Origin of the sequence: Nonomuraea sp. NPDC005692 (assembly GCF_040631115.1) — a bacterium.
GTDB lineage: Bacteria > Actinomycetota > Actinomycetes > Streptosporangiales > Streptosporangiaceae > Nonomuraea.
On sequence record NZ_JBEXYU010000001.1, the window covers coordinates 337,599 to 354,700 of the forward strand.

16 protein-coding genes are annotated in these 17,102 nt (G+C 73.6%); 8 read left to right on the forward strand and 8 right to left on the reverse strand.

Going from position 1 to position 17,102, the window contains the following annotated elements; translation table 11 throughout:
• The first annotated feature begins 139 nt into the window (after window positions 1–139).
• The 4 genes from ABZ459_RS01645 to ABZ459_RS01660 all read left to right on the forward strand — a co-directional run bounded on the left by ABZ459_RS01645 (window position 140) and on the right by ABZ459_RS01660 (window position 2,746).
• Window positions 140–1,153 (forward strand): phosphotransferase family protein, encoded by a 1,014-nt coding sequence (locus tag ABZ459_RS01645; RefSeq protein ID WP_357964567.1) that lies wholly within the window; start codon window positions 140–142, stop codon window positions 1,151–1,153.
• A gap of 85 nt (window positions 1,154–1,238) precedes the next feature.
• Entirely contained in the window at window positions 1,239–1,499 is a 261-nt protein-coding gene (locus ABZ459_RS01650) for a hypothetical protein (protein WP_357964568.1), read from the forward strand.
• Between the two features lie 59 nt (window positions 1,500–1,558).
• Window positions 1,559–2,410 (forward strand): helix-turn-helix transcriptional regulator, encoded by an 852-nt coding sequence (locus ABZ459_RS01655; protein WP_357964569.1) that lies wholly within the window; start codon window positions 1,559–1,561, stop codon window positions 2,408–2,410.
• A 69-nt stretch (window positions 2,411–2,479) separates the two neighbouring features.
• Entirely contained in the window at window positions 2,480–2,746 is a 267-nt protein-coding gene (locus tag ABZ459_RS01660) for a hypothetical protein (RefSeq protein WP_352320256.1), read from the forward strand.
• Between the two features lies 1 nt (window position 2,747).
• Here the strand turns inward: ABZ459_RS01660 and ABZ459_RS01665 are convergent, their stop codons facing one another.
• From ABZ459_RS01665 to ABZ459_RS01700, 8 genes are all read right to left on the reverse strand, one after another.
• On the reverse strand, window positions 2,748–3,365 hold the full coding sequence (locus ABZ459_RS01665; protein WP_357964572.1) for a TetR family transcriptional regulator C-terminal domain-containing protein: 618 nt from the start codon (window positions 3,363–3,365) through the stop codon (window positions 2,748–2,750).
• A gap of 74 nt (window positions 3,366–3,439) precedes the next feature.
• Window positions 3,440–5,449: a glycosyltransferase family 39 protein gene (locus ABZ459_RS01670; RefSeq protein ID WP_357964574.1), complete on the reverse strand. Its 2,010-nt coding sequence runs from the start codon at window positions 5,447–5,449 to the stop codon at window positions 3,440–3,442.
• Window positions 5,446–6,621 (reverse strand): bifunctional glycosyltransferase family 2/GtrA family protein, encoded by a 1,176-nt coding sequence (locus tag ABZ459_RS01675; protein WP_357964576.1) that lies wholly within the window; start codon window positions 6,619–6,621, stop codon window positions 5,446–5,448. Before ABZ459_RS01675 ends, ABZ459_RS01670 begins: the two co-directional genes overlap by 4 nt.
• A 9-nt stretch (window positions 6,622–6,630) precedes the next feature.
• Window positions 6,631–7,995, reverse strand: coding sequence for a HAMP domain-containing sensor histidine kinase (locus ABZ459_RS01680; RefSeq protein WP_357964578.1), 1,365 nt, complete (start codon window positions 7,993–7,995; stop codon window positions 6,631–6,633).
• Window positions 7,992–8,690: a response regulator transcription factor gene (locus tag ABZ459_RS01685; protein ID WP_357964579.1), complete on the reverse strand. Its 699-nt coding sequence runs from the start codon at window positions 8,688–8,690 to the stop codon at window positions 7,992–7,994. The genes ABZ459_RS01680 and ABZ459_RS01685 overlap by 4 nt, the downstream gene beginning before the upstream one ends.
• Window positions 8,691–8,790: 100 nt before the next feature.
• Complete coding sequence (locus ABZ459_RS01690; protein ID WP_357964581.1) at window positions 8,791–10,296, reverse strand: NAD(P)/FAD-dependent oxidoreductase; 1,506 nt, start codon at window positions 10,294–10,296, stop codon at window positions 8,791–8,793.
• Window positions 10,297–10,408: 112 nt separating this feature from the next.
• A complete protein-coding gene (locus ABZ459_RS01695; protein ID WP_357964583.1) occupies window positions 10,409–10,711 on the reverse strand; it encodes a hypothetical protein in 303 nt (100 codons plus the stop codon).
• Between the two features lie 112 nt (window positions 10,712–10,823).
• Complete coding sequence (locus ABZ459_RS01700) at window positions 10,824–11,714, reverse strand: LysR substrate-binding domain-containing protein (RefSeq protein ID WP_357964584.1); 891 nt, start codon at window positions 11,712–11,714, stop codon at window positions 10,824–10,826.
• Between the two features lie 70 nt (window positions 11,715–11,784).
• On the opposite strand from ABZ459_RS01700, the gene ABZ459_RS01705 reads away from it, so the two are divergent.
• The 4 genes from ABZ459_RS01705 (at window position 11,785) to ABZ459_RS01720 (ending at window position 17,095) form a co-directional block, all read left to right on the forward strand.
• Entirely contained in the window at window positions 11,785–12,897 is a 1,113-nt protein-coding gene (locus ABZ459_RS01705; protein ID WP_357964585.1) for a putative sulfate exporter family transporter, read from the forward strand.
• Window positions 12,898–13,018: 121 nt separating this feature from the next.
• A complete protein-coding gene (locus ABZ459_RS01710) occupies window positions 13,019–13,945 on the forward strand; it encodes a pseudouridine-5'-phosphate glycosidase (RefSeq protein ID WP_357964587.1) in 927 nt (308 codons plus the stop codon).
• Window positions 13,942–14,871 carry a sugar kinase gene (locus ABZ459_RS01715; RefSeq protein WP_357964589.1) on the forward strand — a complete coding sequence of 310 codons (930 nt, stop codon included), beginning with the start codon at window positions 13,942–13,944 and terminating at the stop codon, window positions 14,869–14,871. The genes ABZ459_RS01710 and ABZ459_RS01715 overlap by 4 nt, the downstream gene beginning before the upstream one ends.
• Window positions 14,872–14,953: 82 nt before the next feature.
• Window positions 14,954–17,095 carry a hypothetical protein gene (locus ABZ459_RS01720; RefSeq protein WP_357964590.1) on the forward strand — a complete coding sequence of 714 codons (2,142 nt, stop codon included), beginning with the start codon at window positions 14,954–14,956 and terminating at the stop codon, window positions 17,093–17,095.
• Window positions 17,096–17,102 lie beyond the last annotated feature (7 nt).

The following is a 17,102-nucleotide window of genomic DNA, read 5'->3' on the forward strand; positions in this document are numbered from 1 at the left end:
CTGCGCCGCCTGACGGCGTCAGCATCGCCGACGGCGGCCACGCCCACCGGCGGGACGACGGCGGCGCCCTGGGTTGACCGGGCGTCGGGGGCTCTCGTAGGTTGAAGCCTCCAGAATATCGTTCTGTCAAAGGGCGGCCATGACCTCCACCCACATCGACGTCAGCGCCATCGACCTCGACGACCTCGGCGCGTGGATGGACGCCGAAGGGCTGCCCGGCGGGGAGATCACGGAGGTCGCGCCGATCCCGGGCGGCACCCAGAACGTCATGGTCCGCCTCGAACGCGGCGGCCGGCCGTACGTGCTGCGCAGGCCGCCCCTGCACGCGCGGGCCAGGAGCAACGAGGTGCTGCGGCGCGAGGCGCGGCTGCTGGCGGCGCTGAGCGGCACGGCGGTGCCGGCGCCGCGGCTGGTGGCCGCGCAGACCGCCCGGGAGCCGGTGTTCTACCTGATGGAGCCGGTGGCCGGGTTCAACCCCTCGACCGGGCTGCCCGAGCCGCACGCCTCCGACGCGGCGATCCGGCACCGGATGGGCCTGGAGGCCGCCGCCGCGCTGGCCGAGCTGGGCCGGGTCGATCCGGCGGTGCTGCCCGGGTTCGGCCGCCCCGAGGGCTTCCTCGACCGGCAGGTGCCGCGCTGGCTGAAGGAGCTCGACTCCTACGGCGAGCTCGACGGCTACCCCGGCCCCGACATCCCCGGCCTCGACGCCACCGCCGACTGGCTGACCCGCCACCGGCCGGCCGCGTTCGTCCCGGGGATCATGCACGGCGACTACCACTTCGCCAACCTGATGTTCGCCCTCGACGGGCCCCGAGTGGCGGCGATCGTCGACTGGGAGATGTGCACGATCGGCGACCCGCTGCTCGACCTGGGCTGGCTGCTGGCCACCTGGCCGGTGAACAACGGGCACGTGCCGGGGCTGCCGTCGGAACGGGAGCTGGTCGCGTACTACGCGGCGCTGTCGGAGCGCGACCTGTCGGCGATCGACTGGTACGCGGTGCTGGCCTGCTTCAAGCTCGGCATCGTGCTGGAGGGCACGCACGCGCGGGCGTTCGCCGGCAAGGCGCCCCGGGACATCGGCGACGTGCTGCACGCGACCACCCTCGGTCTCTTCGCCCGCGCCCACGACATCATGGAAGGCTTGTTGCGCTGAACCCGATGCGGGAAAAGGATCACGCCGGACGCCCAGATGCGTACAATTGCGCGCAATTGCATCTGGCATCGGGGAAAGGATCGTCATGCGCATGCGGTTCCTCGGCTCCACCTCGGAGGCGGGCGCCTGCCCCACCCTGTACGAGACCGATCGCGGCACCATCGTCGTCCAGGGACTTCACGTCACCGACCCCGAGGCGCTCGCGGACCTCCGCGACGTGCTCGACGGCGAGGCCGCCGTCGAGGTGCCCCGCGAGCTCCTCACCGAGATCGCCCGCCGGGTCCTGGCCGACGGATCAGCCGGCGCCCGGCCCACCAGCGACGGGACACCGTCGGCAACCGCTTGATCACGATTGCGCGGCTGGGCCTGGCATGATCGGTGCCCGCGGAGCTAGCCTCTTGCCGCGTGACGTCCTATCAGCAGGCGCGCATCGACCTCGGCGGCCAGCTTCGCCAGCTGCGCGAGGCCGCCCACCTGTCGGGCAAAGACCTGGCCGAGCGGCTGCGCTGGCAGCCGTCCAAGGTCTCCCGCCTGGAGAACGCCAGGCAGACGGCGACCGAGGATGACGTGGTCGTGTGGGCGCAGGCCGTGGGGGCCGCGCCCGACACGACCGACGAGCTCATCAGGCAGGCCATCGCGCTGCTGGAGCGGCACGACGACTGGAAGCAGCGTCACCGCAGCGGCCTGGCCGCCATCCAGGAGGACATCCGCGACCTGGAGGCGCGCACCAAGCTGTTCCGCGTCTTCGAGCCCGGCATCGTCGTCGGCCTGCTGCAGACCTCCGAGTACGCCCGGCACGTGTTCCGCAAGGTCAAGCGCCTCTACAGCGCGGCCGACCAGATCGACGCGGCCGTCCGCGTGCGCATGCAGCGCCAGGAGATCCTCTACGACCGCACGCGCACGTTCCGGTTCGTGGTGCCGGAGTCGGCGCTGCGCAGCGCGCTGGCCCCCGCCGACGTCATGCGCGGCCAGCTCGACCGGCTGCTGGCCGTCAGCACGCTGCCCAACGTGGAGTTCGGGGTGATCCCCTTCGGCACCGAGCTGCCGTCCGCGCCGATCAACGGGTTCTGGATCTACAACGAGGCCATGGTGGGCGTCGCCACGATGACCAAGGACCTCGTGCTGCGCGACCCCGACGACATCGCCTTCTACGTGCGGGCCTTCGACGACTACGCCAAGGTGGCGGAGTTCGGCGAGCCGGGGCGAGAAGTCATCATCCGCATTCTTCGCGAATACCTGCAACAAACTCCACATTAACCTCAGCAATTGCTTGCCACCCGCAGCAAGATCGTGCAATTCTGTCGCGAGACGTTGCGGAGGTGACGCATGATGCTTGATACCGCGCTCTGCCTTGAGCGGTTCGCGTGGCACGCGGGCCGTCACGCCGATCTTTCGGTGCAGAATGTCGCGCTGGCCAGCGACCCGGCGTACGTGTCGGTGCGCAACCGGTTCTCCGCCACCCTGGCCGAGACGGTGACCTGCTCCGACGACGGCGCGTACATCACGTCGTGGGGCTACCGCCTCGGCACCGCCGAGGACGTCGAGTCGGCGGCGGCCCGCCTGGCCTTCCTGCTGGCCGCCCTGCCCGCCTGAGTCAGCCGAACCGCTCCACCGCGATGCCGGCCTCCCCGGCGGCGGCCGTGCGCGCGTGGGCCAGCAGCCGCGCCCTGTCGAGCACGTTGGGATGCAGGGTGTAGCGGATGATCAGGCCGTCGAGCATGGCGTCGATGCGCTCGGCCGCGCCCGCCGGATCGGCGCAGGCGAACTCCCCCGCGTCGGTGCCGGCCGACAACACCTGGGCCAGCGCGTCGAGCCAGGCCGTCTCCAGCTCCAGCATGATCGCGTTGACCGCGGGCTCGCGCAGCGCGGTGTTCCAGGCGTCGATCCAGAGCAGCCAGCTCTGGTCGGAGCGCGACTCGGGGATGTAGTAGCGCAGCACCCGGTCGAGGCGCTCCACCGCCGTGCCGGGGCCGTCGGCCAGCTCCTTGAGCCGGGCGCTCTCGATGTCGAGCGTGGCCCGCAGCATGGCGGTGATCAGCTCGTCCTTGGTCGCGAAGTGGTAGTGGATCAGGCCGCCGCTGACGTTGATGGACTTGGCGATGTCGGCGATGCGCGTGTTGGCCAGGCCGCGTTCGAGCACCACTCTGCGGGTGGCCTCGAGAAGCTCTGCTCTGCGCTGGTCGGCCTGATCGGCCCGGGTCGTACTCGCCACCCGATCAGCCTATAGCGCGCCGCGGGGACGGGCCCCGCGGCCGCCGTCGGTTCCGTCTTTCTCCCGTCTGCTCGTCAGCCGGCGCAGTCGTACAGGCCGGTGTGGCCGTCCACGGCCGCGCAATTGGCGGTGACCCAGGCGGTCACCTCGGTGTCGCCGCCGCCGGGGCCGCCCCGGCCGCCGGGCAGCACGTACCTGAGCCGTCCCGAGGAGAGGAGCTCCCGGAGGCGGGGCACGGTCATGGCGGGGTCGGAGCCGGTGAAGCCGCCCATGGCGATCACCGGGCGGCGGGTGGCCAGGATGATCGAGGACGCCTGCTGGGCGCTGCCCACGGCCACCAGCCACGTCGCCCAGCCCTGGTTGGCGACCAGGTACTGCACCGTCGAGCCGGCCACGCCGCCGCCCATGAGACCGCGGCCCCGGGCGCCCGGCTGCCCCTGAGGCGGCTCGCCGTCCGGCTGCCCCTGAGGCGGCTCCGCGCCCGGCAGGTCGCCCGTACGGCCGCCGGGGAACTCGCCGACCGGTGGCGGGCCGCCGGAGCCGCCGGGGCCGCCCGTACGGCCCGTGGACGGGCCCGCCGTGGGGTTGGTCCCGTTCACCCGCGCCCCCAGCGGTGAGACGGCGTAGGCCGCCGGACCGGCGAGCCCCGCGACCAGAGCGGCCACCAACGCCACGACGGTCACCCGGCCCGCCATGCGCCCCCTGGCCGTCCCGAGCCCTGTCGCGGACCCTGCCACGGACCCTGCCACGGACCCTGTCACGAGCCCTGTCACGAGCGCCGCCACGGCCACTGCGGTCGCCCCGAGCACGACCCAGGCCAGCCACGGCAGCCACTCCGGCGTACGGCGCAGCACCACGAACGCCCACCCGCCGGTCACCGCGACCGCCGCGGGCAGCGCCCACGCCCAGCCCCGCGACCTGCGGTACGCCTGCCACATCACGCTAGCCCCCATGCCGGTCAGCGCGGCCACGGCGGGCGCCATCGCGGTCGTGTAGTAGGGGTGGAACGTGCCACTGGAGAAGCTGAACACGGCGTAGTGCACGACCAGCCAGCCGCCCCACAGCAGCCAGGCGGCCCCGTCGAAGGGGGTCCCGCGCACCCGCAGCAGCACGGCGAAGGCCAGCGCCACCGCGCAGAACGGCAGCAGCCAGGAGATCTGCCCGGCCAGGACGTCGTTGAACAGCCGCCCGGCCCCGGCCTGCCCGCCGAAGTTCGCGCCGCCGAACCCGCCGCCGGCCCGGTCCTGGCCGAAGATCCGGCCGAGCCCGTTGTAGCCGATCACCAGGTCCCGGACCGTGTTGTCGGTCGAGCCGCCGACGTAGGGCCGCGAGGCGGCGGGCCAGAGGTCGACGACCACCATCCACCAGGCGCTGGACACGACCAGCACGCCCCCGGCGGCCAGCAGGTGCCCCACCCGCCGGGCCAGGCCGTGGCGGGCGCACACCAGGTACGCCACCCCGAACGCCGGCACCACCAGGTACGCCTGCAACATCTTGGCGTTGAACCCGAGCCCCACGAACAGCGCGGCGAGCAGCAGCGGCCGCAGCCGGGCCGTGCGCAGCGACTCCAGGCAGAACCAGGCCGCCAGCACCAGCAGCAGCACGAGCACGGTGTCGGGGTTGTTGTCCCGGTTGATGGCCACCGTGATCGGGGTGAGCGTCATGACCACGGCCGCGACCAGCGCCGCGACGTGCCCCTGACGGGTGCGCCCGAAGGACCTGCGGACCGCCGAGTACACCGCCCCGACGGCCGCCACGCCGGCGAGGACCTGCGGCATCAGCATGCTGTACGTGCCGTAGCCGAAGATCCGCGCCGACAGCCCCATGACCCACAGCGCCAGCGGCGGCTTGTCCACCGTGATGAAGGACCCGGCGTCGATCGCGCCGAAGAAGAACGCCTTCCAGCTCCGCGTGCCCGACAGGACGGCGGCGGCGTAGTACTCGTTGGCGTCCCCGCTGAGCGCCCAGGCGTACAGGACGAAGGCGGCGGCCAGCACCGTCCACATCGCGGGCCGCGACCAGCGCGGGTCGCCCACGGCACCGGTCAGCGCGCGGACGCGGGCGGGCGCGGCGACGGCGGTCACCGCCCGCTCCTGCGCCTGGGGTTGAACACCCACACGCGCAGCAGCAGGAACCGGACGAGGGTGGCCGCCGCGTTGGCCGCGATGACCGCCACCAGTTCCACCCCGTGCGAGACCCCGCCGGGCAGCAGCGCGAGGCTCCCCGACGTCAGCGACAACCCCACCAGGAACGCGATCATGCCTTCGAACTGGTCGCGCAGCGCCCCGCCCGAGCCCTTGACCCCGAACGTGAATCGGCGGTTGGCCGCCGTGTTGGCCACGGCCGTGACCAGCAGCGCGACCGCGTTGGCGAGCTGGGCGGGGACGACCTGCCGCGACATCGAGAACAGCGCCAGGTAGGCCAGCGTGCTGACCACGCCCACGATCGCGAACCTGGGCAGCTGCCTGGCCATCCCCTTCGGCAGCTCGGCCCGCCGCACCCGGGCGGGCATCGGCAGGCGCGCCGCGCCCGACAGGGTCTTGCGGGCCACCCTGGCCAGCCCGCGCAGGTCGTCGAGGGCGGTCCGCAGGATGTCCACGCGGCTGTCGGGGTCGTCCACCCAGTCGACGGGGACCTCGTGGATGCGCAGGCCGTGCCGCTCGGCCAGCAGCAGCAGCTCGGTATCGAAGAACCACTGCTCGTCCTCGACGGCGGGCAGCAGCGCCTGCGCGATCTCCGTGCGCACGGCCTTGAACCCGCACTGCGCGTCGGAGAACCCGGCGCCCATCACCGAGCGCAGCAGCAGGTTGTACGAGCGGGAGATGAACTCGCGCTTGGGCCCGCGCTCCACCCGCGAGGCCCTGGCCAGGCGGGTGCCGATGGCCAGGTCGCTGTGGCCCGACAGCAGGGGGGCGACCAGCGGGAGGAAGGCGTCCAGGTCGGTGGACAGGTCGACGTCCATGTAGCTGACGACGTCGGCCTCGCTCGTGGACCAGACCTGGCGCAGGGCCCGGCCGCGGCCCTTCTCGTCGAGGTGCACGGCCCGTACCTGCGGCAGCTCACGGGCCAGCTCGGTGGCCAGCCGCCAGGTGTCGTCGGTGCTGGCGTTGTCGGCGACGGTGATGCGGAAGCCGTACGGGAACGTCGTGGCGAGGTAGTCGTGCAGCCGGGCGACGCTCTCGCGCAGCGCCCGCTGCTCATTGTGGACCGGGACGACCACCTCTACGAGGCGCGTCCTTACCGCTGTTGTCTCCATGCAGCCAGCTCACGATTCGGGTCTTTGAGAGGACTTATCCGATTGTGAGTGACGAGTGAGAGTTCCGGGAAGATCGATCGTCGCGATCGCGCCGCCGCCGGGCGCGTTGGACAGCCGTACCTTGCCGCCGGTCTCGGACACGGCCTGCGCCACGATCGCCAGGCCCAGCCCGGAGCCGGGCAGGCCGCGGGCCGAGGGCGAGCGCCAGAAGCGCTCGAAGACGTGCGGCAGCTCCTCCTCGGGGATGCCGGGGCCGTGGTCGCGGACCGTCAGCCGGCCGTCCTTGAGCGAGACCTCGACCTGGCCCTCGGGGCTGAACTTGCGGGCGTTGTCGATGAGGTTGAGCACGGCGCGTTCGAGCGAGGCAGGGCTGCCGACGACGTACCAGGGGTGCAGGTCGGTGCGCACGTCGGCGCCGCGCAGCCGGGCGCGTTCCGCGGCGGCCGTGACGACGTCGTGCAGGGCCAGCTCGACGTGCGGCTCGTGGTCGGTGTCGCCCCTGGCGAGCTGGAGCAGGTCGCCGACCAGCGTGGACAGCTCCGCGAACTGCGCCTTGACGTTGACCAGCAGGCGTTCCTTGGCGCCCGGGTCGAGCTGCCTGCCGGTCTGCTCGCTGCGCAGCAGCAGGTCGATGTTGGTGCGCAGGGTGGTGAGCGGGGTGCGCAGCTCGTGACCGGCGTCGGCGACGAGCTGCTGCTGGCGTTCGCGGGAGCCGGCCAGGGCGGCGGTCATGGCGTTGAAGGAGGAGCTGAGCCGGGCGATCTCGTCGTTGCCCTGGACGGGGATGCGGGTGTTGAGATCCTCGGTCTCGGCGATGTGCTCGGCCGCCCTGGTCAGCCGGCCCACGGGGCGCAGGGCGGTACGGGAGATGGCCCGTCCCGCCAGTGCGGCGCCGATCACGCCCACGGCCGCGACGGCGGCGAGCGCGAGCGCGGTGTTACGCAGCGTCAGCTTGATGTGGTAGAGCGGCCGCGCCTCCAGGACGGCCACGCCGGGCGCGAAGTTCAGGGTCACGACGCGCACCTCGTTGCCGTCGCGCGTCACGCCGTTGCGGTAGACCGGCTCGCCGCGTCCGGGTATCGCCTTCTTGTCCTCCTCCGCCGGCACGATCGGCGAGCCGAGCGAGCAGGTCCTGCCGTCGGCGAACAGCAGCGTCGCCATGTCGTGGTAGTCGGAGGAGCCCTCCGGCGTGCAGTTCTCCTGGAGGAACCGCTCGTCGCCCTTGCCCTCGGGCTCCAGAATGGTCTGGTCGAGCTGCCTGATGACCTGGTTCTGCACGATGAACCAGGACAGCCCGGCGCACACCGCGATCGCGATCGCGACGGCGGCCGCGACCAGCAGCGTCAGCCGCGTGCGCAGGCTGTTGCGGATCACGGGGTGGCCCGTAGGACGTACCCCACTCCGCGGACCGTGTGGATCACCCGGGGCTCTCCCCCGGCCTCGGTCTTGCGGCGCAGGTACATGACGTACACGTCGAGGGAGTTGGAGGTCGGCTCGAAGTCGAAGCCCCACACCTCGTTGAGGATCTGGTCGCGGGTCAGGACCTGGCGGGGGTGGGCCAGGAACAGCTCCATCAGCAGGTACTCGGTCCTGGTCAGGTCGAGCCCGCGGTCGCCGCGGGTGACCTCCCTGGTGGCCGGGTCCATGCGCAGGTCGCCGTAGGAGAGCGTGCCGCCGTCGGCGGCGCCCGTGCTGAGCGCGCCGCGGCGCAGCAACGCGCGCACCCGGGCCAGCAGCTCGTCCAGCTCGAACGGCTTGACCAGGTAGTCGTCGGCCCCCGCGTCGAGCCCGGACACCCGGTCGCCGACGGCGTCGCGGGCGGTGAGCATGAGCACGGGGATGTGGTTGCCCTGGGCCCGCAGCCGCCGGCAGGCGGTGAGCCCGTCGAGCCGCGGCATCATCACGTCGAGCAGCACCGCGTCGTAGGACTCCGCGGCCAGCGCCTCCAGCGCCGCCTGGCCGTCGTTGGCGGTGCCGACCCGGTAGCCCTCGAACTCCAGGCTCGACTGCAGCGCCTCGCGCAACGCGGGCTCGTCGTCCACCACCAGCAACCGTGCGGGCTCACTCATGTGTCACAAGATATGAGCCCACTATGAGAACACGATGAACGGGTTCACCGATGTGTCCTGAGAAATCGCCGCGGGGGAACGGCGGTCTTTCCGGCTCGGTTCAGGGCCGCAGCAGCGCCATGGCCGCGTTGTGGCCGCCGATCCCGCTCACGCCGCCGCCCCTGCGGGCCGCGGCGCCGCACAGCAGGATGCGTTCGTGCCCGGTCTCGACGCCCCATCCCCCTTCTTCCGCGTACGGCCAGCTCAGGTCGGCGTGGAAGATGTGACCGCCCGGCAGTCCCGCGTCCCTCTCCAGGTCGACGGGGGTCTTGGCCTCGACGCACGGGGTGCCGTCGGGGGCGCGGAGCAGGCAGTCCTCGATGGGTTCGGCGAGCACCGCGTTCATGGAGGCGAACGTGGCCCGCAGCGCATCCTCACGCGCTTTTTCTGGATTTTCCCGGAAAAGTCGGGCGGGCATGTGGAGGCCGAACAGGGTCATCGTCTCGGCCTTCCCCCGCAGTTCCGGTCCCAGAATGGACGGGTCCGTCAGGGAATGGCAGTAGACCTCCGCGGGCGGCGATTCCGGGATCTCCCCTCGCGCCGCCTGCTCGTACGCCTTCGCGAGCTGGTCGCGTCCCTCGTTGATGTGGAAAGTGCCGCTGAAGGCGGCCCGGGGGTCGGCCGCGGGGTCCTTCAGCCTGGGCAGCCGGGCGAGCACCATGTTGACCTTGAGCTGCGCGCCCTCCGGCACGGTCGCGGGCCCGCCGAGCACCCGGTCCAGCACCGCCGGGGGCAGGTTGACCAGCACGTGGCGGCCGTCCACGGTGTGCTCGCCGTCCTCGGCGACGTACGTGACCTCGCCCGACGGCGAGATGCCGACGATCTCGGCGCCGGTCCTGATCTCGGCCCCGGCCCGCCGGGCCGCCCGCTCCAGCGCGCCGGAGACCGCGCCCATGCCGCCCACCGGGACGTTCCACTCGCCGGTGCCGTCGCCGATCACGTGGTAGAGGAAGCACTTGTTGGCCAGCCGGTCGGCGGACGGGTCGGCGAACGTGCCGATCAGCGCGTCGGTGAGCACGACGCCGCGCACGGTGTCGTCGGCGAACCGCTCGTCCACGGCCTGCCCGACGGGCCGGGCGAACAGGTCGCGCCAGGCCTCCGGGCCGACCAGGCGCTCGATCTCCGCGGGGGTGCGCAGGGGTTCGAGCAGCGTGGGGGCAAGGGCGCGAGCCACGTCCGCCGTCATGGCGTAGAAGTCGCGCCAGGCGCGGTGGTCGTGCTCACCGCCGGTGACGGCGCGGAAGGAGGCGGCGGTGCGGGCCTCGTCCTCGTTGTCGACGAGCAGGCCGGTGTCGCCCTTGGGGGTGTAGGAGGCGTACCGGCGGCGGCGCAGGTCGAGGTCGAGACCGAGGTCGCGGACGATCCGGGTGGGCAGCAGGCTCACCAGGTAGGAGTAGCGGGACAGGCGGACGTCCACGCCCGGGAAGGCCCGCGTGGAGATCGCCAGGCCGCCGACGTGCCCGAGGCGCTCCAGCACCAGGACCCGGCGGCCGGCTCCGGCGAGGTAGGCGGCCGCGACCAGCCCGTTGTGCCCGCCACCTGCCACGACGACGTCATACGCACCCATCCCCGCACCTTATGACCCGACCTGTGCCCTTAGTCAACGGTTCGCGCGGAGATGGTGCGGCAACTCGCGGGTGGGCCCGGCCGGGGTCCCCTCCCGGCCGGGCCCGGATCCGTCAGCCCGTCCTGTTCACCCAGACGCGCTTGACCGGCCAGGGCGTGAGCCGTACCGAGGAGACTCCGCCGACGGCCGTCCAGCCGCCGGTGAGGACGATCGGCCCGGCGTACGGGTGCGACTGCTCCACTCCGACGGCGTGCTGGCCGGTGCCGGAGGTGCAGCTGCTGTAGGCGTAGCCGCCGCTGACCCAGGCGGTGCAGTCGGTGGGCGCGGCCAGGGCGGGCGACGGCGCGAGGCCCGCCGCCGCCAGGCACATCACCGCCGATCCGGCCAGGGCGACGAGAGGACGACGAAGGCTCATACGGAGTCTCCTGGGTTCGGGGGGTGAACGTGGCCTAACTTTTAGGAAACTTTCCTAAGCGAAAGCTAGATCGTCCGCCCGGCAGCGTCAACAGCCCGCCCGCCGGACCTCCTCACGGGCGGCTGGCGATGGCCAGGAGCGTGGCGGCCGGGGCGGTGAGCGAGCGCCCGCGCCGCCACACCGCGCGCAGGTTCCGCACCAGGTTGAGCCCGGCGAGCGGCACCTCGACCAGGCGGCCGGTCGCGATGTCCGCCTCGACCGCGTAACGGCTGAGCACGGCGGGCGCGGCCCCCGCCTGCGCCGCCCCCTTGACCGCCGAGTTCGACCCGAGCTCCAGGCGGGGGCTGGCCCGGTGGAGGCTCTTGAACGCCACGTCCAGGGTCTCGCGGGTACCTGAGCCCGGCTCGCGTACCACGAGGGGCGTGGCGGCCAGCTCGGCCCCGCGCAGGGCCGTACGGCGGCGGGCCCAGGGATGGCCGGGGGCCACCACGACGACCAGCCGGTCGGTGCCGACCACCCGGCTGTCCAGCCCCTCGGGCACGGTCGGCCCCTCGACGAACCCCAGCTCCACCTCCTCGCCCAGCACCCTGGCCGCGACGTCGGTGGAGTTGACCACGTCCAGCCCCACCTGGACCTCGGGCTCACGGTTCTGCAACTCGCCGAGCCAGCGCGGCACCAGGTACTCGGCCACCGTCATGCTGGCGGCCACCCGCAGGTGGGCCGCCTCGCTGTGCCGCACGGCCTGCACGGCCCGCATCAGCTCCTCGGCCGCGGCCAGCACCTGGGCCGCCCACCCGGCCACCATCCGGCCCTCGGCGGTGAGCGTGGACCCGCGCGGCGTGCGCTCCAGCAGGGGGACGCCGAGGCGGCGCTCCAGCATGGCCACCCGCTTGCTGGCCGACGGCTGGGCCATGCCCGCCGCCTTGGCCGCCTGGCCCAGGCTGCCCAGCTCGCCCACGTCGACCAGCAGCTTCAGCGAGTCGAGATCCGGCAGCGCACTCATAGCCACAGGCTATGGCCTCCCAGTCAACGCGTGTCTACCGGCCGGTACGCAGGCCCCGAAGACTGGCATCATGCCTCTCCCCGACCAGCGGATCCCCCCGCTCACCGCGCCCCGGCCGACACCCGACCCCCGAGGCGGCGAGGCGCCGGCCGCCCCCGCGGCGTCGGTGTGGCCGGGCATCGGGCTGGCCGCCGCCGCCGTGGTGGTGGCCGTGGTGGTGAACCGGTTCGCCCCGGCGTTCAGCCCGGCGGTGATCGCGGTGCTGTCCGGGGCGGTCCTGGCCAACCTCGTGGCCTGGGCGGCGACGTCCGCGCGGTGGGCCGGGGCGGGGGCCGTCTGGGAGCGGTTCAGGCCGGGGCTGGCGTTCGTGGCCCGGCGGGTGCTGCGAGTGGCGATCGCGCTGCTCGGGCTCCAGATCGCGCTGCCGCAGGTGCTCGCGCTCGGCTGGCAGACGCTGGTGATCGTGGTGACGGCGACCGGCGTGACGTTCGCGGTGACGCCGCTGATCGGCCGCCGCCTGGGCCTGTCGCCCGGCACGTCGCTGCTGGTCGCGACCGGGGTGTCCATCTGCGGGGCGGCGGCGGTCGCGGCCATGCGCGAGAGCGCGGACGACGCCGACGACGACGACGACGCGGCCGCCGCGCTGAGCGTGGTCGTGCTCTACGGCAGCGCGGCCATCGTGGCCGTCCCGGCTCTGGCGGCGCTGCTCGGGCTGTCGCCGGCCCAGCTCGGCGTCTGGACCGGCGCGGCCGTGCACGAGGTGGCGCAGGTGGCCGCGATCGGCGCCGCGTCGGGCGTCCTGGCCGCCGCGGTGACGGTCAAGCTGGCCCGCGTCGTGCTGCTGGCCCCGCTCGTCGCCCTGACGTCCTTCCGTGCCCGCCGCTCCGTGGCCGGTGCGCCCGCGGCGAGCCGGCGGGAGGGGCGCCGGACCCCGGTCATGCCGCTGTTCGTGGCGGCGTTCCTCGTCATGGTGGCGGTACGCAGCACCGGCTGGGTGCCGGACGTCGTCACGCGGGCGGTCCCGCAGGTCACCAACGTGCTCATGGCCGCCGCCCTGTTCGGCCTGGGCACCGGGATCGACGTGCGCAAGCTCGTCAAGGGCGGGCGGGCCGTGCTGCTCGGCGCCATCGCCACCGGGCTCATCGCGGCCGTCTCGCTCACCGGGGTCGCCGTGCTGCTGTGACAGCCGCCTGAGTGGACGTCCTGGCCAGGCCACCGTACGCTGCTCTGTTCGGAACAAATTCCGTCAGGCACGCCGTTCTCCCTGAACCGGCCAGGACCACTCAAGGAGCTTGAAACCCGTCATGCGCAGCGCCACCGATCCCTTCCTCCAGCCGTCCGACGAGGTCGCCGAGGCCCTGGCCGGCGGCGCGCCCGTCGTGGCCCTGGAGTCCACGATCATCTCCCACGGCCTGCCGCAGCCGCGCAACCTGGAGGTGGCCCGCGAGCTGGAGGGTGTGGTCCGCGCGGCGGGCGCGGTCCCGGCGACGATCGCCGTCCTCGACGGCGTGGCCAGGATCGGCCTGGACGAGCTGGAGCTGGAGCGCATCGCCACCGAGTCCGGGCTGCGCAAGCTGGGCCAGCGCGACCTGCCGCTGGCCGCCGCCCTGAAGGCGAGCGGGGCGACCACGGTGTCGGCCACGTCGTTCCTGGCCGCCCGCGCCGGCGTCCGGATCTTCGCGACCGGCGGCCTGGGCGGCGTGCACCGCGGCTGGACCGAGGACCAGGACGAGTCCGCCGACCTCGACACCCTGGCCCGCACCCGCATCACGGTCGTGTGCGCGGGCGTGAAGTCGATCCTCGACGTGCCGGCCACGCTGCAGCGGCTGGAGACGCGCGGCGTGACGGTGGCCGGCTACCGTACCGACACCTTCCCCGGCTTCTACCTGAACTCCTCCGGCCAGCCGATCGACTGGCGGATCGAGTCGCCCGAGGACGCCGCCGCCGTCATGCGCGGCCAGGACGCGCTGGCCGGTCCGGAGACCGCGTTCATCGTGGCCAACCCGGTGCCGCGGGACCAGCAGCTCGACCCGGCGCTGCACGACCGCGTGCTGGCCGAGGCGCTGGCCGCCGCCGAGCGCGAGGGCGTCAAGGGGCAGGCGATCACGCCCTTCCTGCTCAGCTACCTCGTCAACGGCACCGGCGGCGCCTCGCTGGAGGCCAACCTGGCCGCCGTACGCGGGAACACCGCCCTGGCCGCCGAGATCGCCGTGGCCTGGTCGCGGGCGTGAGTGACACGGGTCTCCTGGTCGTCGGTGACGTCGTCACCGATGTGGTGGCGCTGCACGGCTCCCCGGTCATGGCGGGCACCGACACCGCCGCGGAGATCGTGCTGCGGCCCGGCGGCTCGGGCGCGAACACCGCCGCCTGGGCCGCCCACCTGGGGGCCGACTCGCGGCTGCTGGCCAAGCTCGGCTACGACAGCAGCGAGTGGCACACGACCGAGCTGGTCAGGACCGGGGTCCGGCCCCACGTGCTGGTGGACCAGGAGCACCCCACGGCGGTCGTGATCGCCATGGTGGACAAGACCGGCGAGCGTTCCATGCTCACCAACCGCGGCGCGGGCGGCCTGATCTCCGACGCCGACTGGGACCCGTCCCTGCTCGACGGTGTCGGGCGGCTGCACCTGTCGGGTTACACGCTGTTCGCGGCGCCCGGCCTCCGCCTGGCCAGGGCCGCCGTCCGGGACGCCGTCGCCGCCGGGGTGCCGGTCAGCATCGACCCGGCCTCGACGGGCCCGCTGCGGGACTTCGGCGTCGAACGTTTCATGCGGGAGACGTCCGCGGCCGACCTGATCATCCCGAACCTGGACGAGGCCCTCGTCCTGACCGGTGCCCCGTCGCCGGAGCGGGCCGCCGTGCTGCTGAGTGAGACGTACGGCACAGCGGTCGTGAAACTGGGCGCCGAGGGCGCGCTGGTGGCGGTGGACGGCGCGGTCACGGCGACGTGCGCGGGCGTGTCCGCCGAGGTCGTGGACTCCACGGGCGCCGGTGACGCCTTCGCGGCCGGGTATCTCGCCGCCATCCTCCAGGGGGCGGACGCCGCGCTCGCGCTGGAGGCGGGTTGCCGTGCCGGTGCGCAATGTGTGGCCCAGGTGGGCGGCCGTCCACGGTACGGTTTGGATCTGAACCGTCTTTACCCTATTCACACTGATTGATAGCTTGCCGCGTAGGCTGCACCATTAGCCACATGCGTACCGGGTTGCCCACGCGGCCCACTGGGGAGGATAAGGTCCGCCGATGGAAGTCGAGTCATCGATCTGCCTGAGCGACCTCGTCCCTGCTCTGCGCTGGAGCCGCCCTCAGCAGGTGGCCGAGGTGCTGGGTGATCCGCGGCTGCCGGCGGGGTGGTGGTCCTCGCTCGCGGTGTCCAGGGCGCTCGGCACGGCGGGTCTCGACTGGGTCTGCGAACGGCTCGCCCGGCTGATCTCCACCCGCTGGGACCATCTGCCGCTGGTGGACCTGCTTCCCGCGCTCGCCGTCCATCAGGTCGATCCGGCGCTGCCCGGCTGGCCGGAGGCCACCCGTACGGCGATCACGGGGCTCGGCGGCTGGCAGCGGCTGCGCCGCCTGTCGCCCGGCGATCTCGGCACCCCGTCGGCGACGCCCGAGGTGGTGGTCGGCTCGGTGCTGCGCGAGGTGCTCGGGCGCATCCCGGCGCAGCGGGAGGCCGTACCCGCTCAGCAGTCCGCCTCGCCGGACGTCACCCGTCCGCTCGCGCGTGGCGCGACGGGGTCTTTCCCGGCCGTCCCGGTGGCCGAGCCCGATGCGTACGCCGCCCAGCCCGGCAGCGGCCCCCAGCGCCCGCCCGCCGCCTTCACCCCGCACAGCGACGCCTTCCCCGCTCAGCCCCAGGGCGCCCCGCGCCAGGCCCCGGCCGGTGAGGGCGGCCTGCCGCAGCGCCCGGCCGCGGCCCGGCCCGCCGCCCAGCAGCCCGGCTCGTTCCCCCCGCCGCCCGAGAGCGGCCAGGGACACCAGACCGGCTCCTTCACCGCCCAGCCCGACGCCGCCCGCCAGACCGGATCGTTCCCGGCCCAGCCCGAAGGCGCCCGCCAGACCGGCTCGTTCCCGGCTCAACCCGAAGGCGGCCGTCAGACCGGGTCGGTCCCGGCTCAGCCCGCCAATGGGCCTCAGACCGGGTCGTTCCCCGCGCAGCCGTCCGGTGGGCCTCAGACCGGGTCCTTCCCGGCGCAGGGTGGTGCACGGCTGCCGCAGCGGCCCACCGCCGGGCGTCCGGACGGCGGCCCGCAGGCCCCCGACGGCCCCCCGTACGCCGCCCCCGTCCCCGGCGGGACGCCCGCTCCCGGCCAGGTCCCCGCCGACCCCGACCACGCGATGGTCCGCGTCGTGGACGGCCTGTTCCGCAGCCTGGACAAGCTGGAGCTGGCCGTCGCCGTGCACCGGCTGTTCGCCGAGGACCCGGTCAGCCTGCGCACGCTGGCCCACAAGCTGCTGGTGGACCGCGAGGTGCTCTCCCAGGCCCAGCGCACCGCCGAGGAACGCGTCCTGCACTGGCTGCGCTCGTCGGAGTCCGCGCCGGTCACCGGCCACATGTTCCGGCTCACCGAATGGCTCGGCGCGGCGGCCACCGAGGAGCAGCTCATCGGCGCCGACCCGGCCCACCCCGCGATGGTCCCGTCGCTGCGCACGCCTCTGTGGCGGGTCTTGGTGACGCTCATGCCCGACCGCCGCCTCCAGGACGGCTGGCTGGTCGTCGGCGACATCCACGGCCTCCAGGCCCGTACGCGGCAGCTCCTGGCCGCCGCCCCGCCGGACACCGACGTCGTGGAGCTGCTCGCCGAGCTGGGCATCCGCGCCCACTCCGCCAAGGCGTGGCTCGACGCCCTGCCCTCGGAGTCGGCCCCCGGCCCGGCGGACGCCTCCCCGCAGCCCGCCCAGCCGCTCCCCCGCCGTACGCCGGGCGCCAACGGCCACCACCACCGGGGCGGCCAGCCCATCCCGACGGCGGGCGCGAACTCGATCGACCCCTCGGCGGCCCTGGCCACGTTGTCCGCGCTGTCCGGCGGCCGGTCGGGCATGCTGCCCGGCAGCCTGGCCGGAACGCCGGCCACGCCGCCTCCGCCGCTGCCGAGCCCGTCGTCCGACCCGCGCCGCTGGCAGCGCATCGAGGTCACCCCGGAACACCTCAGGGGCGGCCCGGTGCCGGTGCCGGAGGGCTACGCGGCCCAGCTCGGCATGCGTCCGGGCACCCTGCTGTCGGTGACCGGGCCCGGCGACAACGCGATCGTGCTGGTCTGGCAGGGCCACCAGCCGGTCTTCGACTCGCTGCAGCCGGTGCTCATGCGCCTGAACGCCCGCCCCGGCGACCAGGTCTACGTCACGGTGGACGGCTACCGCCTGGAGGCCCAGCTCACCGGCTGACGCTCGC